Here is a 17,321-nt window from a genome sequence, read left to right on the forward strand (position 1 = left end):
TATAGACCAATAAGCGAACTAAATATTTAAATTGAAGTTAATCGTCAGGGTTATCCATTACAGCATGGCGCTCATGATGGTAACCTTCTTCATCATAGCCATATCGCCAATAGGGGATCGCATAGATATCATCACGGCCAAAACCTTTTTCACGACGAATATAACGACGTAAATCACGAATAATTTGGTCTTCACCCGCAATCCAGAAAGCGCAGTCGCTGTTTGGGATCTCCCAAGACTTAAACGTGCTAATTAACTCTGCTGTTTTGCTGATATCACCACAGATCCAAATTACGTCAACGTGTTCAGGTTTTCTCAGCTCACGCACATCTTTTGGGGTATCTAACCGTAGCACGACTTTACCTTGGGCAGTTGCTGGCATTTTTTCTAATAATGCAGCGATAGCGGGTAGCGAGCTTGAATCACCGGCCATGAAATAATGTTGTCTGGCAGGCAATAATGGGTCTGGGCCACCAGGGTTGGTAATACCCATCCAATTTCCGGGTTTTGCATCACGAGCAAATAGGTATGCAGGGCCAGTTGTTCCATCATGCATAGCAAATTCAATATCAATCTCGCTAACCTCTGGGCGGATGGCTCTGACCGTATAGGTACGAACAAATGGGCGAGGTTTGTCTTCTGGCCAGCTACGGCCTTCTTTACTTAGGATAGGGAGTGCGGGCTGGCTGCTTAAATCAGGGGCTAAAAATATTTTCAGGTGCCCACCTTCACAATCAGTTGGGTATGTATTGAGTTTTTCACCGGTGAAAGTAATGCTGCGAATAGATGGGCTGATATCGGTAATGGATTTGACTTGAATGAGCTGTGGTGGAGCCGGGCGGTAGATGTTTTTTTCAACAGGTTGTTCAGTGGCCACGGACGATCTCCTTTATTAATGATAATTTTATTATATGGTAATTATTATCATTATCATGAATAACTTTGTAAGTTGCAACAGCTAGTGAGCGATTGGAAGAGGATATTTATACAGAAAGGTTTTCAACAGTAGGGAGGCAATTTACAGTGATGAGTTGTTGATTTTAATAAAAATGCCGTATGACTTTTAGTCTACGGCATATCGAAAGGTAAATTACTTCACTTTCATTCCAGCGGCGGTCATCATCAATTTGAATACTGACGAAAATGCAAACAATGCAAGTACACTTCCGAACCAGATGATAGCCATCCAACCGAGTTTTTTCCACCAAGGAGAGGTACTCACGTTATCAGTGGTAGCCTTGCTCTGGGGTGATTTTTCCTCTGAATACATAGTAACTCCAATAGGTATAAACCAAAATAACAGGAATAATGAATAACGCACCAACTAACATAAAGCCTAAACTTTCGGGTGGGCCTGCGGCATCACGGAAACTGACAGCGGGTGGGATGAGTGTCGGCCAAATACTGATGCCTAAACCCGTAAACCCAAGGAAAATTAACATTAAAGCTGCTAAGAATGGCACGCTATCGAACCGTTGGCGCTTAGCACTTTTTAGGATCAACCAAGTGCAGCCTAATACCAGTAATGGAACGGGTAAGAAGAAGAACAGGTTTGGTAGTGAGAACCAACGCTCAAAGACTGCGTCATTTAACATTGGAGTCCAGAAACTGATCACCGCAATTACCGCTAACATCAGTAATGTTAATGGCCGTAGGACACGATACATCGTGCTACGTAAGTGTCCCTCCGTTTTCATGATCAGCCAACCACACGCTAATAGCGCATAAGCAACTACGAGGCCAAATCCGCAAAACAGTGGGAAAGGTGCGAACCAATCGAAATAACCACCCATGTAAACACGGTTTTCCACATGGAAACCTTGGATAAAGGCACCCACGACGACACCTTGAACAAAGGTGGCGAAAATCGAGCCCCAAATAAAGGCATGGTCCCAATGACGACGGTGTGATTCATCCGCTCTAAAGCGAAATTCAAAGGCGACCCCGCGGAAAATCAAGGCTAACAACATGAAAGTTAATGGGATTGATAATGCATCAAGAACAATTGCATAAGCGAGAGGGAAAGCACCAAATAGAGCTGCCCCACCTAAAACTAACCAAGTTTCATTGCCATCCCATACAGGGGCAACGCTGTTCATCATGAGATCACGGTCTTGGCTGTCCTTTAGCGCAGGGTAAAGGATCCCAATACCTAAATCGAACCCATCCATAACAATATACATCAACATACTAAATACGATGATGACAAACCAAATGAGAGGTAAATCAATGCCCATGAGCTGCGTCCTCCGCGATACCTTTACGAATTAATTTCATCATGTACATATAGCCAATCCCGAATACACCACCATATACGACAAAAAAGGCGATCAAGCTGATGCTCATGTGCATTTCACCATGTGCACTGACCGCATCAGAGGTTCTTTGTAGCCCGTAAACCACCCATGGTTGACGGCCTATTTCGGTGGTAAACCAACCTGCGAGGATGGCGATCAACCCAGAAGGTGCCATTAAAAACATAAAGCGTAAGAATGTTTTCGACTCATAAAGGTTTTTACGATAACGCAGCCATAAACCCCAGACTCCAGCTGCTATCATCAACAAACCGAGCCCAACCATCACACGGAATGACCAAAAGACCATAAACACGTTAGGCCTATCTTCTGGGGCATATTCTTTTAACGCAGGGACTTGTTTGTCGATGCTGTGGGTTAAAATCAGACTTGCTAAATAAGGAATTTCGATAGCGAATTCGGTTTTTTCTTTTTCTTGGTTTGGAATACCAAACAAGATAAGTGGAGTGGCTTCTCCGGGTTTGTTTTCCCAGTGTCCTTCCATTGCGGCGACTTTAACGGGTTGATGTTTAAGTGTATTTAGGCCATGAGCATCCCCAATTAAAGCTTGAACAGGGGCTAAGAGCAAAATCAACCACAAGGACATGGAAAACATTTTTTTCATGGCGCTGGACTTGTTGCCTTTGAGCAAGTGCCAAGCCGCAGATGCACCAATAAAAAATGCCGCTGCAAGGAATGCTGCGGTGGTCATATGCAATAAACGGTAAGGGAACGATGGGTTGAAAATGACGGCCAACCAATCAACGGGGACAATACGACCATCGATGATTTCGAAACCTTGCGGTGTTTGCATAAAACTGTTAGATGCCAAAATCCAGAAGGTGGAAATGATGGTACCTAATGCAACCATACAGGTGGCAAAAAAGTGTAGTTTTTCACCCACTCGGTTCATGCCAAACAGCATGACACCAAGGAAACCGGCTTCTAAGAAGAACGCGGTAAGCACTTCATAAGTGAGTAGCGGCCCTGTAATACCCCCGGCAAAGTCTGAGAAAAAGCTCCAGTTAGTGCCGAATTGGTATGCCATGACCAAACCAGAAACAACCCCCATTCCGAAGTTAACTGCAAAAACTTTTGACCAAAAATGGAACAGTTTTATATAGTCTTCATCACGAGTTTTAAGCCATAAACCTTGTAGCACCGCAAGGTAACTTGCTAGCCCAATAGTAATGGCGGGAAAAATAATATGAAACGAGACCGTAAACGCAAATTGTATACGGGCAAGTTCCAGCGCAGTTAGTCCAAACATATTGACCCCTGAGTGGATATGTTAATGGCACGCAATATTTAACGTTCTGATGAGAGCAATTGATGCGCTGATCCTTAGCAAAAGGAATTGCTCACAAATGGAGTGCAAAATAACCGCAATCCAACGAAAAATGTTTTGTGCTTATAGTTAAAAAAAAGTCAGGTGAATGTGTGGATAAGTAGAACATGAGACGATAAACTATAATAGTAACAATTATTGGGATATTAACTATAACAGTTGAGGCGGCTATGACGAGATACGAACAATTAGCAGCGCAAATTCGTCAGCAAATTGAAGACAATATCTGGCAAGTGGGCGACAGATTACCTTCATTGAGGGAAAGTGTTAAACAGTCAGGTTTAAGCTTAATGACTGTCGTGCAAGCATACCAGCTGCTTGAAAGCCAAGGATGGGTCGTTGCTCGACCGCAATCAGGGTATTACGTGGCAAACCGCAATAACGCATTTGCTGCCGCAAAAGGAGGAAAAGGACTACATTTGAATGAAAATGTAGAGATTAACGCCTCTATTTTTGGTGTCCTACAGGCTTGTAAGGACCCGAATATTATCCCATTTGGCTCCGCATTTCCAGAGCCAGCTTTGTTGGATGATCCAAAACTCGCGAAATCACTCGCATCTGTTGCTAGGCGTTTATCTAAATTTAATACACCGGCTAACTTGCCGCCCGGTAATGAGCAACTGCGTCGTAACATTGCTCAACGCTATGCAACTCAAGGGATCCATGTCGCGCCCGATGAAATCGTTATTACTGCTGGGGCAATGGAATCTTTGGTTCTGAGTTTACAATCAGTGACTCAGCCAGGGGATTGGGTGGTTATCGAATCACCTGCATTTTATGGTTCACTGCAAGCAATTGAACGGTTAAAACTTAAGGCGATAGCCATTAAAACAGACCCACTATTTGGGATTGACCTTGATGCATTAGAGGATATTGTGAACAAATATCCGATTAAAGCCTGTTGGCTAATGACGCATTATCAAAATCCATTAGGCGGAACGATGCCGCAAACGAATAAAAGGCGTCTGGTAGATATCCTTAATAAACATCAAATTGCTTTAATTGAAGACGACGTCTATGGGGAACTTTATTTTGGTAGCAAACAACCAATACCTGCCAAGGGGCTAGACACCAAAGGTAATTTCTTTCATTGCTCTTCATTTTCGAAATGTTTAGCGCCGGGGTACCGAGTTGGTTGGGTTGCAGCAGGCCAACATGCGACAAAAATTCAACATTTACAAATGATGAGCACCGTTTCTGCCAGCGTTCCCACGCAATTAGCTATTGCGGAATACTTGTCATTAGGGGGATATGACAGCCACCTGCGTAAACTGCGTTTAACGATGGAACAACGTCAGCATCAAATGTTGAGTGCAATAGCAAAATACATGCCTTCATCAGTAAAAGTGAATACACCAAAAGGTGGGTATTTTTTATGGTTGGAATTTGAGCCGCCATTTAATGCTATTCGTTTATATCAGCTCGCATTAAAAGAGGGGATCAGCATCGCGCCTGGGAGTATGTTTTCCACAAGCGACCAGTTTAATCATGCATTTCGCCTTAATGCATCGTTCACATGGAATGAGAGGGTGGAAGAAGCAATGAAAACGTTAGGCCGTTTATGTCACTTTTTAATCAATGAGAGGCGTGATTAGTCACATTATCGTTGCTAATTCATTGCCTAGAAAGATTAACTTTGCGAATCTAAGTATCAAATTAAATGAATTAGCAGCAACAGGTGGGAGGTAATGTGAAAATAAAATGTTTTGATATAAAGGAGTTACCTATCCTGAATTGGTATGATGGTGCGGGGGCAAGCCAAGAAGTATTCTGCTGGCCTGTTGCATCAGACTATTCATTACGCGCAAGTATTGCCACCATTGAGCAAGATAGCCATTTAAAGCGCTATGCAGAAGGTGAAAGGTTGGTGGTGTTATTGAATGATCAGCCGCTTCTTTTAACTGATACAAAAGCGTTTGAGTGCCGACTTGAACGCGTTGGTGATCATGTTCAATTCTCAGCTCAGCAATTTTGTGCAATAAAAGTCTTACAGCCATCGGTTAAGTTAATGAATTTTATTTTTAGAGATGACAGGTGGGTGGCTAAAAGTTATTTCATCACTGAAGATTATAAATTACCCGCCAACCAAGCGGGATTAGTCTACGTACTCAATGGCGAGTGGGATATTTCAGGTGCAAATTGCCACCTTTTGGCCCAAGGACAAGGTGCGTGGTGGCTACCTGATATCGGTGAAGGAGAGATTAAACCACTTAGTACCGATAGCAAGTTGATCTGGATTGAATTATTACCTCGCTAACTGGTTGCTAAACCAATCGCCGCTAATGTTAGCATGCCACCCGCAACACCTTCAGTTATACGGCGTTTTTTATCATTATAAGCACGCTTATTATGCATGGATGCAAATAATGCACCTATCACGCCGTAGATCACGACACACGAAAGTATAAAAGTGGCTGAAAGTATCAAGGATTGAACAGCGACACTTTCTGTCAGTTTAATGAAGTTTGGTAAAATAGCGAAATACACCAGTAACCCTTTAGGGTTAAGGAAGCTAGTTAGAAAGGCTTTACCTATTACCGCTGTTGTTGACACAGCTTGGATTCTTAGCTCACCGGCTTTCATCGCAGATAATATCATACGAACAGCAAGATAAGTGACATAAGCGACGCCAACCCATTTGATGGTGTAGAAAATCAGGGGGGAAGCTGCAACAATCGCCGCTAAACCAAGCGCAGCTAGGATCGCATGTGCGCCATAGCCCAGTATAATACCTAAATTAGCTTTCAAGGCCGCAGAGGTTCCTCCCGATAACCCTTGTGCAGAAATAAACAGAATATCTGGGCCTGGCGTGCATACCAAAGGAATGACGGTTGCGCTGAATAAGAGTAAGGTCTGTAACTCCATTTTAATTCCTCATTGTTGTTCATCATTATTTCACGCAACTGGCCAGTAGCGATAAAAGTATAGCGATAATCCAATGATATTGGGTTTTTTTATTGCTTTAAAATAAACAAAAATTGGTATTTAATATCATTAATTAATATAAAGTTGAGTTTGAATTTCAATGAAGAAAAGTGAACTAAAATTGGATGCTATTGATAGACGTATCTTACAAGCTTTACAAAGAGATGGAAAAATTCAGAATATTGAATTAGCGAAAGAGGTCGGCCTTTCTCCGTCTCCTTGCTTACGTCGCGTGAAATTGCTCGAAGAGGCTGGGGTTATCAAGAGTTATGTGGCCGTGTTGGATGGAAGTAAAATTGGAGCGGGTCTTTCTTTATTTGCACGTATTTGGTTTAAAACACAAGATGCTAAGACCATCAACCAGTTCGTTGAAGACATTAAACTGATGCCTGAAGTCGTAGAATGCCATTTAATGGCAGGGGAATGTGATGCATTGATCCGTATTGTGACACAAGACTTAGCTTCTTATCGCCGTTTTCATGCAGACCATTTGACACAGATTAGCAGTATTCAGAGTATTAAGACGGAGGTGCCAATGGAAACGGTGAAGGTCACTTATGCTTTGCCGCTCTGATGAGAAGAGAGACTCCGTTTTATTTATTAGAAATAATTTTTTTATAAGAGAAAAACAATTAAATAATACAAAAATGAATAGATAATAAATTTTTGAATTTCAATCTTACAAATTGAAATATTATTTCGTTATTTTTAATATTAATGGATTATTTTGACTCTCTTTTTTAGATTGTCACCCAATTTTTTATTTTATTTTTATATAACGCTTTGTTTATTTAATGAGATAATTCTCATCTGTTCACAGCACTGCAGTGTACCCGTTGGGGGGATGCTGGAAAGGTTAGCTAATTAGTTGATATGTAAATAATGAAAGGGAAGTTTTTTTGATCCTGCGCAACATCATTTCACGTTAATTACTTATACTGTTAATAATACAAAATTAAAATAAATAATGTGAATATTTCTTATTTAAAAAATATTTTCAATTTAATCAATAATAATGTACGCACTTATAAGCCTATTTCTAATTGTCATTGGTACTATCATACCCGTTTATTAGTTGATTATTTGCATCCTGAGCTTAATTGAAAATTCACCGAATAATAGGAACTATTTTCGTATAAATCGAAGGAAAATTTATGATTTATCCTATTACTGATAGAACAATATCTACAGTAAATAATCAAAAATTTAAGCGTTATGCTATCCGCTATTTAGATATTGAACAGCAAACACAGCAAGCAATCATAGAATATGGCCTCAATTTTGAAGCCCCTTTTGAACAGCAACGTGAGATTGACCAACTCAAACGAGATATAAAAAGTAAAGGCGCAATTTTTGCGAACAATGGAAAAAGTATACATTGTAATTGGTTATCAAGTGCTTGTGTGCAATGCCGCACAGGGGAAGGGAGCCACACCACATTTTTATCCTTGAAATGCCATCGTGATTGTTACTTTTGTTTTAACCCAAACCAAGAGAATTATCAGGAATTTCAACAGGAAATGCGTGATGCTGTTGGTGAAGTTGACACAATCGCAGAGCAAGGTTACCCACTCACCCATATCGCACTAACCGGGGGAGAGCCTCTACTTTTTCGCCAAGAAAGTATCGCATTTTTCCAAGCAGTCCAACAAAAATTACCTCAGGCTCATAGCCGGTTATATACAGCCGGTGACCCATTAGACCGTAATACCGCATTAGCTTTAGCGAAAGCAGGTCTACAAGAAATCCGCTTTAGTATCAAAATTGATGATCCTACAGAACGGATCACCAAAGTTTTACACCGTATCGCATTAGCGCGTGAAATTTTTCCCTCAGTCATGGTGGAGATGCCTGTTATCCCCGGAACAGAGCAGCAAATGTATCAGTTGCTTACTCAGCTTGATGATATTGGAATTGATGGTATCAATTTATTAGAGTTTTGTTTCCCGTTAACAAATAGTGAAGCCTATCAATCTCGAGGATTCAAACTTAAAAATCCACCTTATGAGGTGTATTACAACTATTGGTATGCAGGTGGATTAGCTGTTGCACAGAGTGAGTTAGCTTGCCTTCGAGTTCTCAAATTCGCACTAGAAAATCAATTGTCTCTCGGGGTGCATTACTGCTCTTTAGAAAATAAACATACTGGGCAGGTGTACCAAAGCAATGCTTTTTTTGAAAACAATGAACACATAATAGGAAAGCATTATTTTTTCTCTTCTCGGGATTATTTTTTTAAAAGTGCCAAAGTCTTTGGTGATGATTGTGAAAAGGTGGCAGTTTTACTGAAAAACGCTGGTGTTTCTTATCATCAAGAATTGCTACATGGATTTTTGCAGTTTAATCCTGAGGCAATAGGCTTATTAACCCCGCTAGGCAAACTACCTATCGCAGTGACCTCCCACATTATTGAACCCGATGAACAGGGAAATCCTTTAATTAAAGAAATCCGAATTGAGCTTACAACACCCACTGAATTTTTACTGACAGACCTGCAGGGAAATATTTATGACGAATGATGACCAAATTGTAGATTTTCTGTATGCACGTCAATTTGCTTATGACGTACTACGACGTTTGTTTATGGAAGAACCAACGCCTGAGCTATTAAATTATTTGAGAGACTCGGGGTTACTGTTATTTCCCTGTGATGATGCATTACCCGCGATGAAAAACGCGATAAATGACATGCATAAAGACTTAAATACGAGGCAGTTACAAGCTAACAACGATGATTTCGAAAATTTGCATTGGGACTTTACTCGCTTGTTTATAGGCCCAGAAGCCCCGCCAGCATCGCCATGGGAATCGACTTATGTGTCTCGTGACAAACTGCTATTTCAAGAAAGTACGTTAGCAGTAAAGTCTTTTTATGAACAGTATGACGTTTATTTGCCAGAAGGTGATATGGAAGCCGCTGACCATATTGGCTATGAGTTAGATTTTATGTGGCATTTAAGTCTGCGCATTACTGAGCTTATTGACAGCGAAACAGGCCCTGTTGATTGGCCCAAAGTGAACGCGTTATTACTCGGGTCTGCAACATTCTTGAATACCCATTTATTGGCTTTTATAACGCCATTTTGCCGTTCAATGCATAACCACGCAGAAACAGTATTTTATCGTCAATTAAGTTCATTACTTGAGCTTTTTTTACGTAATGATATTAAAAAAATCAATGAATTAGTCAATTTATAATAATAAAACAAAATGAAGAGGTAGAAGCAATGTCAGAAAGACAGAAAATAGCCTTAAGTCGCCGTTCATTTATAGCATGGACATCAGCGGCATCAGTGATGGCTACGTTACCGCTGAGTAAGCAATTACATGCGGCAACACCAGAGGAAGAAAAAGCGGTTGTGCAAGCCACTGACGCAGTCACCCAAGGAAAATGGAAACCCGTGGCCTGTTGGCACAACTGTGGTGGTCGCTGTGTTAATAAAGCATTGGTGGTTGATGGCGTCGTTGTTAGGCAAAAAACCGATGATGTGGTTGCAGACTCCCCTGATTTCCCACAACAACGAGGTTGTTTGCGTGGACGTTCACAACGTAAACAAGTCTTTGGCGCGGATCGGTTGAAATATCCAATGAAGCGTAAAGGCTGGGCTCCCGGTGGTGGGGATAAAAGCTTACGAGGACGAGACCAATGGGTGCGCATCAGTTGGGATGAAGCATTAGATATTGTGGCATCAGAATCGAAACGTATTAAAGAAAAATATGGTCAAGAATCTATTTGGATCACCGGCGGTAACGGTGTTGAAATCCAAAGCGTTTATGCAAAAGCAGGGGGATTTGTTGGCGATTGGGGAACAACCTCATGGGGCGCATGGTTTGAAACACCAGCTCATTTAGGATTACTTGAAGGGTTTTATACCTTTGGTACCAATGACCGTTTTGATATGCGTAACTCCCAGTTAATTGTGATGTGGGGAGCAAACCCTGCATGGAGTAGCCCAGGCAGCCCAACCTATAATTACTATCAAGCGAAAAAAGCGGGAGCGCGCTTTATTAGTATTGACCCAAGTTATACGACTACAGCGGAATTAATGGATGCAGATTGGTACCCTATCAACCCAGGTACTGACCATGCTTTAGCTCTGGGTATTATGTCTGCGTTATTAGAAATGGACAATCCTGACAACCCATTGATTGATTGGGATTTCCTGCGTCGTTGTACGGTTGGTTTTGATGAAAATAATATGCCAGCAGGTGCAGATCCAAAAGGGAACTTCAAAGATTATTTGTTAGGTACTTATACGGGAGAGCCAAAAACGCCAGAGTGGGCCTCTAATATTTGCGGCTTGTCAGCTAGCGACATTCGCACATTAGCGCGTGAAATCGGTGGTACCAATCGAGTTGCATTGCTTACTGGTTGGGCGCCTGCTCGAATTCATAATGGCGAAGGATGGGTACAAGCATTCTCAACATTAGGCTTTATGACTGGCCATATGGGGAGACCGGGCCGTATGACTGGCGTAAGCTGCCACTATGCTGCGGGGAACAATGGAACTCGTTTAGTCATGGCAGGAGCGAGTGGCTTACCTTCTGTGCCAAACCCAGTGAGTTTGAAAATTAACCATAACGAACTGAATCGTGCGTTGTTAGAGAAAAAATTCCGTCAACGTGGTGTTGGTGATGTGAATGCTAACATTCAAATGATCATTCATCCTTTTAATGCCACGTTACAGACACGAGCCAATATTTCGCAAAGCGTTGAAGCTTATCGTAAAGATATAGAGTTGGTTGTGACTGCGGCCTATGTTCCACATACTTGTGCGAAATATTCGGATATCGTCTTACCCGTAACTACGGAGTGGGAACGTGAAGGAACCATATTAAATCCAAGTAACCGCGAAGTTATTATAGCTGCGGTGAATGTAACACCACCACTTTATGAAGCAAAAAGTGACCAGTGGATCGCCAAAGAAATAGGTAAACGTCTTGGTATTAATGTCGATGAAGTTTTTCCTATTTCAGAAAAGCAACAATTCTTCAATAAACTTAATGGTGCAACAATTATTGGTGAAGATGGTAAGACAACTGAGCCACTAATAACAATTACCCAAGCGGATATTGATGAATGGCAAGTAACAGGTAAGCCGCAGCAAGGCAGGATCACCCTCAATGAATTCCTTACTGTTGGGAAATACCAAGTAGAGCGCTCCTCTGATGATAACTATGGTTATATTGCCTATGAAGATTTTATTCGTGACCCTCAGGCCAATCCACGACCAACACCAAGTGGAAAATTTGAAATTTACTGCCAAACATTAGTCGAAAAAGCGGATGAATGTGGCTGGACGAAATTACCACCAATTCCTGAATATATTCCGTCTGCAAGCGGTTATGAGGCAAGTTTTAGTGATTTCTCGAAGAAGGAAAAAGGGGATTATCCATTCCAAATCTATAATCCACACTACTTACGCCGCTCTCACAGTACGCTTGATAATGTGCCTTGGCTACGTGAACAATGGCCAAGCCCAATTTATATCAATGCCTCCGATGCAAAACGTTTAGGTATTAAGCACGGTGAAACTGTTCTGATCACGAGCCCACAAGGGAAGATTGTACGTCCTGCGTTGGTGACACAGACGATGAAACCTGGTGTTGTGGCGTTACCACACGGTAGTTGGACAAATGTTGATGAAAAAACAGGGATAGATATGGCGGGAGCCGACAATACGCTAACCATTCAAGTCCCGACAGGGCTGGGTACATCAGGGTGGAATACGATGCTATGTAATATCGAAAAATGGCATGGTGACCAGTTAGTTCCAGATGCTGCAATTCCACAGCGTATTATATTTTAGGGGGCAATGAGAAATGGATAAACAAGTCGGATTTTATATTAATGTTGCCACTTGCATTGGTTGTAAAACCTGTGTTGTTGCATGTAAAGACAAAAATGACCTTGAGGTCGGACGCAACTTTCGTCGTGTGTATGATATTGAAGTGGGGGAGTATCCACGTCCTCGGACTTGGCACTTGTCTATTGCCTGTAACCATTGTGATGACCCGCAATGTGTCAGCCATTGCCCTACTACTGCAATGCACAAGCGAGAAGAAGATGGGGTTGTATTAGTCGACCATGATAAATGTGTTGGTTGTCGTTATTGCACATGGGCTTGTCCATACGAGGCGCCTCAGTTCGATGCCAGTATTGGTATGATGACCAAGTGTGACACTTGCATTGACCTACGTGAAAAAGGCGGAAATCCAATGTGTGTTGATTCTTGCCCTATGCGTGCGATTGAGTTTGGCCTTATTAGCGAATTACGTAAAAAGTATGGCACAAATGCGGATATCGCAGGGTTACCTAGTTCAAGTATTACCAAACCGAACCTTGTTGTCGGTACAAAAGGATAAGGAGAATTATCATGCATGAATTTCCATTGGTGATTTTCACCTTATTTATGCAAGCTTCTGTGGGGTGCTTGCTCGTCTCATTAGTCTGCTATTTTCGTGTGCTTGAAGGCGGAAATAACCAACAAAGCGTCCAGTTTATCAAACTGCCTATTTTAGCAAGTTTTGTGTTGGGTTGTGTTGGGTTGCTAGGTTCATTATTTCATATGGGTAACCCGTTACACATGTTTTATACCATGCTGCATGTGTCTACTTCATGGATGAGCCGTGAAGTGTGGGCAACGGCAATTTACATGGGGCTACTATTTTTCAGTGTTGCTCTGTTATTGCTTAAGCAAAAAGCGAATGCGCTGCTACTGTTGCTTAGTGCGTTAGCCGGTATCATCTATATGTATGCAATGTCAGCCTTATATGCTAACACCTTGTTTAACCTATGGAATGGTTTATTTACCTACGCCAGTTTCTTTGGTGCAGTATTATTACTGGGTGGTGTGGTAGCCGCATTATTACTTGTAGGTTCTTTGCGCCGCGATGGTAAAGAAGAGCAATTAAAACGAGTGGTTAAAATTGCATTAGGTATCGGCGTTATTGGGATCTTACTGATGCTATTGGGCGCGTTATCTCTTCTAGGAAACATAGGAGAGCCTGTTTATATGGGAATGACGCCGCGTGAACTCCCAGATGGCTTAGTGAACTTAAGTATTGTTAGGGTCATACTTGTTGCACTAGGTATCGTATTTGCGGGCCGTTTACTGTGCCAAAAAAAGGGACACACTGTAAATGCAACATTCGTCATGTCACTTGCAACGCTCTGTATTTTTGCGGGTGAAGGTGTTGGCCGAGTGGTATTTTTCTCTCTAGGCGGTTAATTCCTTTAGAGACAAAATGATATTCGCCTCTAATTATATAATGTTTACCAATAATGTGAACCGAGGGATCTCCCTCGGTTTTTTAGTTCTCTACACTCTAAATAAATCAATAACCCTTTATATAATAAGGGATTAAGCGAATATAATTTCAAAATAAATAGTAAATTAAGTTGATTATTTGTAATGATTATAATTATCATTATCCCTCTTAATCTCTTTTACTGTTTATTTCTTATGAATTTAAAAACTAGCAAGCTACTCATTTCATTAGCAATTTCAGCGGCATTAGCGCCTTATCATGTATTTGCTGCAGAGAATTCAAAAAATGATCAGATTACAGTTACAGGCAACTGGCTTGAAAATACGGAAGATAGTGAGGTGGTATTTAATCACCCAGGTGCTCGGACAGTAAGAAATCAACAGCAAATCAAAGAATCTGGCAGTGAAACTATTGCCGACGCATTGAAAGGAATACCGGGTGTGCAGGTGCGCGAAAGTAACGGGACAGGCGGGTCCGATGTTTCCTTGAATGTTGGGGTTCGCGGGTTAACATCACGGCTGTCACCACGTTCAACGATTTTACTCGACGGTATGCCTTTAGCGGCTGCACCATATGGTCAACCTCAGTTATCTATGTCTCCATTATCACTAGGAAGTATTGAATCTATTGATGTGATCCGTGGAGGGGCTTCTGTACGTTATGGGCCTCAAAACGTGGGAGGTGTCATTAACTTTGTGACTAAGACTATCCCTAAAGACTTTTCTGGTGGTGTTTCATTGCAAACTCAAGGGGCTAAAACGGGTGGGTTAAAGACGCTGGTGGATGCGTCTGTAGGGGGCTCAAAAGCCGATGATTCAGCGGGAGCGCTATTGCTGTACTCAGGGTTACATGGACAAGGCTACCGTAAAAGCAATGATAATACAGATATTGATGACCTGATTTTAAAAACACGTTATGCCATAACAGATAACGACGAGTTACTGGCGAATTTTCATTATTATCATGCAATGTCAGGTATGCCTGGGGGGTTAACTCAAGCGCAATATAATGCTGACCCATTCCAATCAACGCGGCCTTATGACCGTTTTGAAGGAAATCGACAAGATATGTCATTGAAATATAAACATGAAGAAGATGATAAACAATTTGAGTTAATGACATGGTTTAGTAAAAGTTATCGGGGTAGTTACATAGAAAGTGACCATAAAGATAAAGCGAATGAAAGACGGCTAGTTTCTTACCCTCGTCACTATACAGCGTATGCAATTGAACCGAGTTATTCACAATTATTCCGTTTTAATGATATTTCACATGAAATAACAGTGGGATACCGTTATTTAAATGAAACCGCAGACGAAAAAGCTTACCGCTCAAATTGGTACCAAGCTGGCACTCAAAGTTCGCGGCCGAGTACTAATGATTATTACCAACACACATCGGGTGGAACAGAAGCCCATGCTATTTATCTTGATGATACCATTGATGTTGGTAACTGGACTGTGATCCCAGGGATCCGCTATGAGAACATTAATATTCATTTAAATGACAGTTTTAAAAACCAAAACAGAAGTAAGCGATATAGCGAACCCCTTCCTGCACTGGCAGTGATCTATCATATTGATGATGAATGGAAACTGTTTGCCAATGCCAGTACGTCGTTTGGCAGTTTGCAGTATTTTCAGTTGAACACTAAAGGGATAGGGAATTCACCCGCAAATGGGTTAAGTGCAGAAAAAGCACATAACTATGAAGTAGGGACTAAATACGATAATACTGCGCTATCTCTTGAAGCGACATTATTCTATATCGATTTCGATGACCAATTACTTTACGTTGAGAATACAACAGGTTGGACAAATCTAGGCGCCACAACTCATCAAGGTGTGGAGTTGGCAGCAAGATATAACTTGTCTGAGCTGAGCGATAAATTGGAGGGTGTTAGCGTGTACAGTACTTATACCTACACTAAAGCGGTAAGTAAAAAAGGTGATTTCGCTCATAAGGATTTACCGTTTTATTCACGGCAAGTCTTTACCGCAGGTAGCCGTTATGAAAATGGTAATTGGGTATGGAACTTAAATACTTATGCGCAATCTACCCAAGAATCGCCTGGAACATCAAGCCACTATGTTACAAAACCCAGTGCAGATGGTCGATATGGAACAATCCCTGGCTACATGGTGTGGGATGCACGAGGCGAGTACCATTTTGGCAAAAGTTTGTCTGATTTAACGCTATCTGCTGGCATTAAAAATCTTTTTGATCAAACCTATTTTACCCGTTCTACAGATAATAATTATGGTATCTACGTGGGGCAGCCAAGAACTTACTATGTTCAAGCATCCGTAAAATTTTAATCAATACAAGGCAGAACAATGATAATGAGAAGGTTTATCGAAAAATTCGTGCTTATTTTTAGTGCGGTGAGCCTACTATTTTCGACTAGTAGCTTATCTGCACCTATCACGGTGAAGGATATTGCGGATAGGGACGTAACCGTCAATGTGCCGGTATCTCGAGTGATGTTGGCAGATAGCCGTGTCTTGGTTGCGCTGAATATATTACATCCACAAGATCCACTAAAAGGGATTATTGCTTGGGATGATGCGCTAATAAAAAAAGCGCCTGACCTGAGTGTGGCTTATAGCAAAAAATTCCCAGAATTAAGTAAAATTCCTGTTTTCCCAAACCCGTATACAACGGACTTTAGCGTTGAGAAAGCGTTGGTTGCACAGCCAGATTTACTCATTTTTGATATTGGCTTAAAGAGTAAACTCACAGAAAGTGGCACTTTATCATTATTGGAAAAAAGTGGCTTACCCGTTGTTTTTATCGACTTTAGGCAATACCCACTGAAAAATACTATGCCGAGTATGACATTACTTGGCCAAGTATTTGGTGAGGAACAACAAGCGCAAGCATTTAATCAATTTTACCAACAAAAATTAGATTTAATCCGTTCAAGAGTGGCTAAACTTAGCAAAGAACAACGTCCAAGCGTCTTTATTGAACGTGCTGCAGGTATCCAAGGGGAAGATTATTGTTGTAAAACGTTCGGTAATGGTAATTTCGGTGAGTTTGTTGAAACTGCAGGGGGTAATAACCTTGGCTCACAATGGTTCAGTATTGGAATGGGTGGGGAAATCAGTGAAGAACAACTGATCCACAGCAATCCAGACTACTATTTAATGACGGCAGCAGATTAGGATAACACTCGCAAAGGTAGCGCATCTGTACCCTTAGGTTATACGGGGGATAAACAAAAGTCTTTAGCTCGTTTGAATAAGCTAATGGAACGTCCTAAATTTCGTTCATTATCTGCTTTCAAAAACAAGCAAGTATTGGCGCTCTATCAGCAATATTATGATACGCCATTCAATATTATTGCGGTGGAAGCGATTGCAAAGTTTATCCACCCAGAATTGTTTGCAGACCTTAACCCGCAAGCAGATAGCGATTATTTACACAAAACGTTTACGGCCTTAGACGGTGATGGCGTGTTTTGGGTTCAAGCGGAATAA

The 17,321-nt window shown here is 41.4% G+C and carries 14 protein-coding genes and 1 pseudogene; 10 read left to right on the top strand and 5 right to left on the bottom strand.

The genetic code is table 11. The features are described from left to right. Positions 1–37: 37 nt before the first annotated feature. From M1E86_RS08640 to M1E86_RS08655, 4 genes are all read right to left on the bottom strand, one after another. On the bottom strand, positions 38–877 hold the full coding sequence (locus tag M1E86_RS08640) for a siderophore-interacting protein (protein ID WP_213912821.1): 840 nt from the start codon (positions 875–877) through the stop codon (positions 38–40). Positions 878–1,090: 213 nt separating this feature from the next. Further along, positions 1,091–1,222, bottom strand: coding sequence for a DUF2474 domain-containing protein (locus M1E86_RS08645; RefSeq protein ID WP_248468350.1), 132 nt, complete (start codon positions 1,220–1,222; stop codon positions 1,091–1,093). A 4-nt stretch (positions 1,223–1,226) separates the two neighbouring features. Beyond that, positions 1,227–2,237, bottom strand: a complete 1,011-nt coding sequence (gene cydB, locus M1E86_RS08650; protein WP_213912820.1) for a cytochrome d ubiquinol oxidase subunit II — start codon at positions 2,235–2,237, stop codon at positions 1,227–1,229. Then, positions 2,227–3,564, bottom strand: a complete 1,338-nt coding sequence (locus tag M1E86_RS08655) for a cytochrome ubiquinol oxidase subunit I (RefSeq protein WP_213912819.1) — start codon at positions 3,562–3,564, stop codon at positions 2,227–2,229. The genes cydB and M1E86_RS08655 overlap by 11 nt, the downstream gene beginning before the upstream one ends. A gap of 248 nt (positions 3,565–3,812) precedes the next feature. Between M1E86_RS08655 and M1E86_RS08660 the strand changes: the two genes are divergently transcribed. Both M1E86_RS08660 and M1E86_RS08665 read left to right on the top strand, forming a co-directional pair. Then, positions 3,813–5,237 (top strand): PLP-dependent aminotransferase family protein, encoded by a 1,425-nt coding sequence (locus tag M1E86_RS08660; protein WP_125891020.1) that lies wholly within the window; start codon positions 3,813–3,815, stop codon positions 5,235–5,237. A 95-nt stretch (positions 5,238–5,332) separates the two neighbouring features. After that, positions 5,333–5,899, top strand: a complete 567-nt coding sequence (locus tag M1E86_RS08665; RefSeq protein WP_213912818.1) for a HutD/Ves family protein — start codon at positions 5,333–5,335, stop codon at positions 5,897–5,899. Here M1E86_RS08665 and M1E86_RS08670 read toward each other — a convergent pair. Beyond that, the gene (locus M1E86_RS08670) at positions 5,896–6,507 is read right to left on the bottom strand and encodes a LysE family translocator (protein ID WP_213912817.1); all 612 of its coding nucleotides are present in this window, start codon (positions 6,505–6,507) and stop codon (positions 5,896–5,898) included. The genes M1E86_RS08665 and M1E86_RS08670 overlap by 4 nt on opposite strands. A 160-nt stretch (positions 6,508–6,667) precedes the next feature. Between M1E86_RS08670 and M1E86_RS08675 the strand changes: the two genes are divergently transcribed. The 8 genes and pseudogenes from M1E86_RS08675 to M1E86_RS08710 all read left to right on the top strand — a co-directional run bounded on the left by M1E86_RS08675 (position 6,668) and on the right by M1E86_RS08710 (position 17,321). Beyond that, positions 6,668–7,141: an Lrp/AsnC family transcriptional regulator gene (locus M1E86_RS08675; RefSeq protein WP_213912816.1), complete on the top strand. Its 474-nt coding sequence runs from the start codon at positions 6,668–6,670 to the stop codon at positions 7,139–7,141. Positions 7,142–7,721: 580 nt separating this feature from the next. Beyond that, complete coding sequence (locus M1E86_RS08680) at positions 7,722–9,086, top strand: radical SAM protein (protein WP_213912815.1); 1,365 nt, start codon at positions 7,722–7,724, stop codon at positions 9,084–9,086. Then, the gene (locus M1E86_RS08685; protein WP_125891025.1) at positions 9,076–9,765 is read left to right on the top strand and encodes a TorD/DmsD family molecular chaperone; all 690 of its coding nucleotides are present in this window, start codon (positions 9,076–9,078) and stop codon (positions 9,763–9,765) included. Before M1E86_RS08680 ends, M1E86_RS08685 begins: the two co-directional genes overlap by 11 nt. Positions 9,766–9,794: 29 nt before the next feature. Continuing rightward, positions 9,795–12,377 carry a molybdopterin-dependent oxidoreductase gene (locus M1E86_RS08690; protein WP_125891026.1) on the top strand — a complete coding sequence of 861 codons (2,583 nt, stop codon included), beginning with the start codon at positions 9,795–9,797 and terminating at the stop codon, positions 12,375–12,377. 13 nt (positions 12,378–12,390) lie between these two features. Continuing rightward, positions 12,391–12,933: a DMSO/selenate family reductase complex B subunit gene (locus tag M1E86_RS08695; RefSeq protein ID WP_125891027.1), complete on the top strand. Its 543-nt coding sequence runs from the start codon at positions 12,391–12,393 to the stop codon at positions 12,931–12,933. A gap of 11 nt (positions 12,934–12,944) precedes the next feature. Continuing rightward, the gene (locus tag M1E86_RS08700) at positions 12,945–13,799 is read left to right on the top strand and encodes a dimethyl sulfoxide reductase anchor subunit family protein (protein ID WP_125891028.1); all 855 of its coding nucleotides are present in this window, start codon (positions 12,945–12,947) and stop codon (positions 13,797–13,799) included. Between the two features lie 234 nt (positions 13,800–14,033). Beyond that, positions 14,034–16,157 (top strand): TonB-dependent receptor family protein, encoded by a 2,124-nt coding sequence (locus M1E86_RS08705; protein WP_213912814.1) that lies wholly within the window; start codon positions 14,034–14,036, stop codon positions 16,155–16,157. A gap of 24 nt (positions 16,158–16,181) precedes the next feature. Beyond that, positions 16,182–17,321, top strand: a pseudogene (locus M1E86_RS08710) (ABC transporter substrate-binding protein).

Source organism: Providencia sp. PROV200 (genome assembly GCF_049901995.1).
GTDB lineage: Bacteria > Pseudomonadota > Gammaproteobacteria > Enterobacterales > Enterobacteriaceae > Providencia > Providencia rettgeri_E.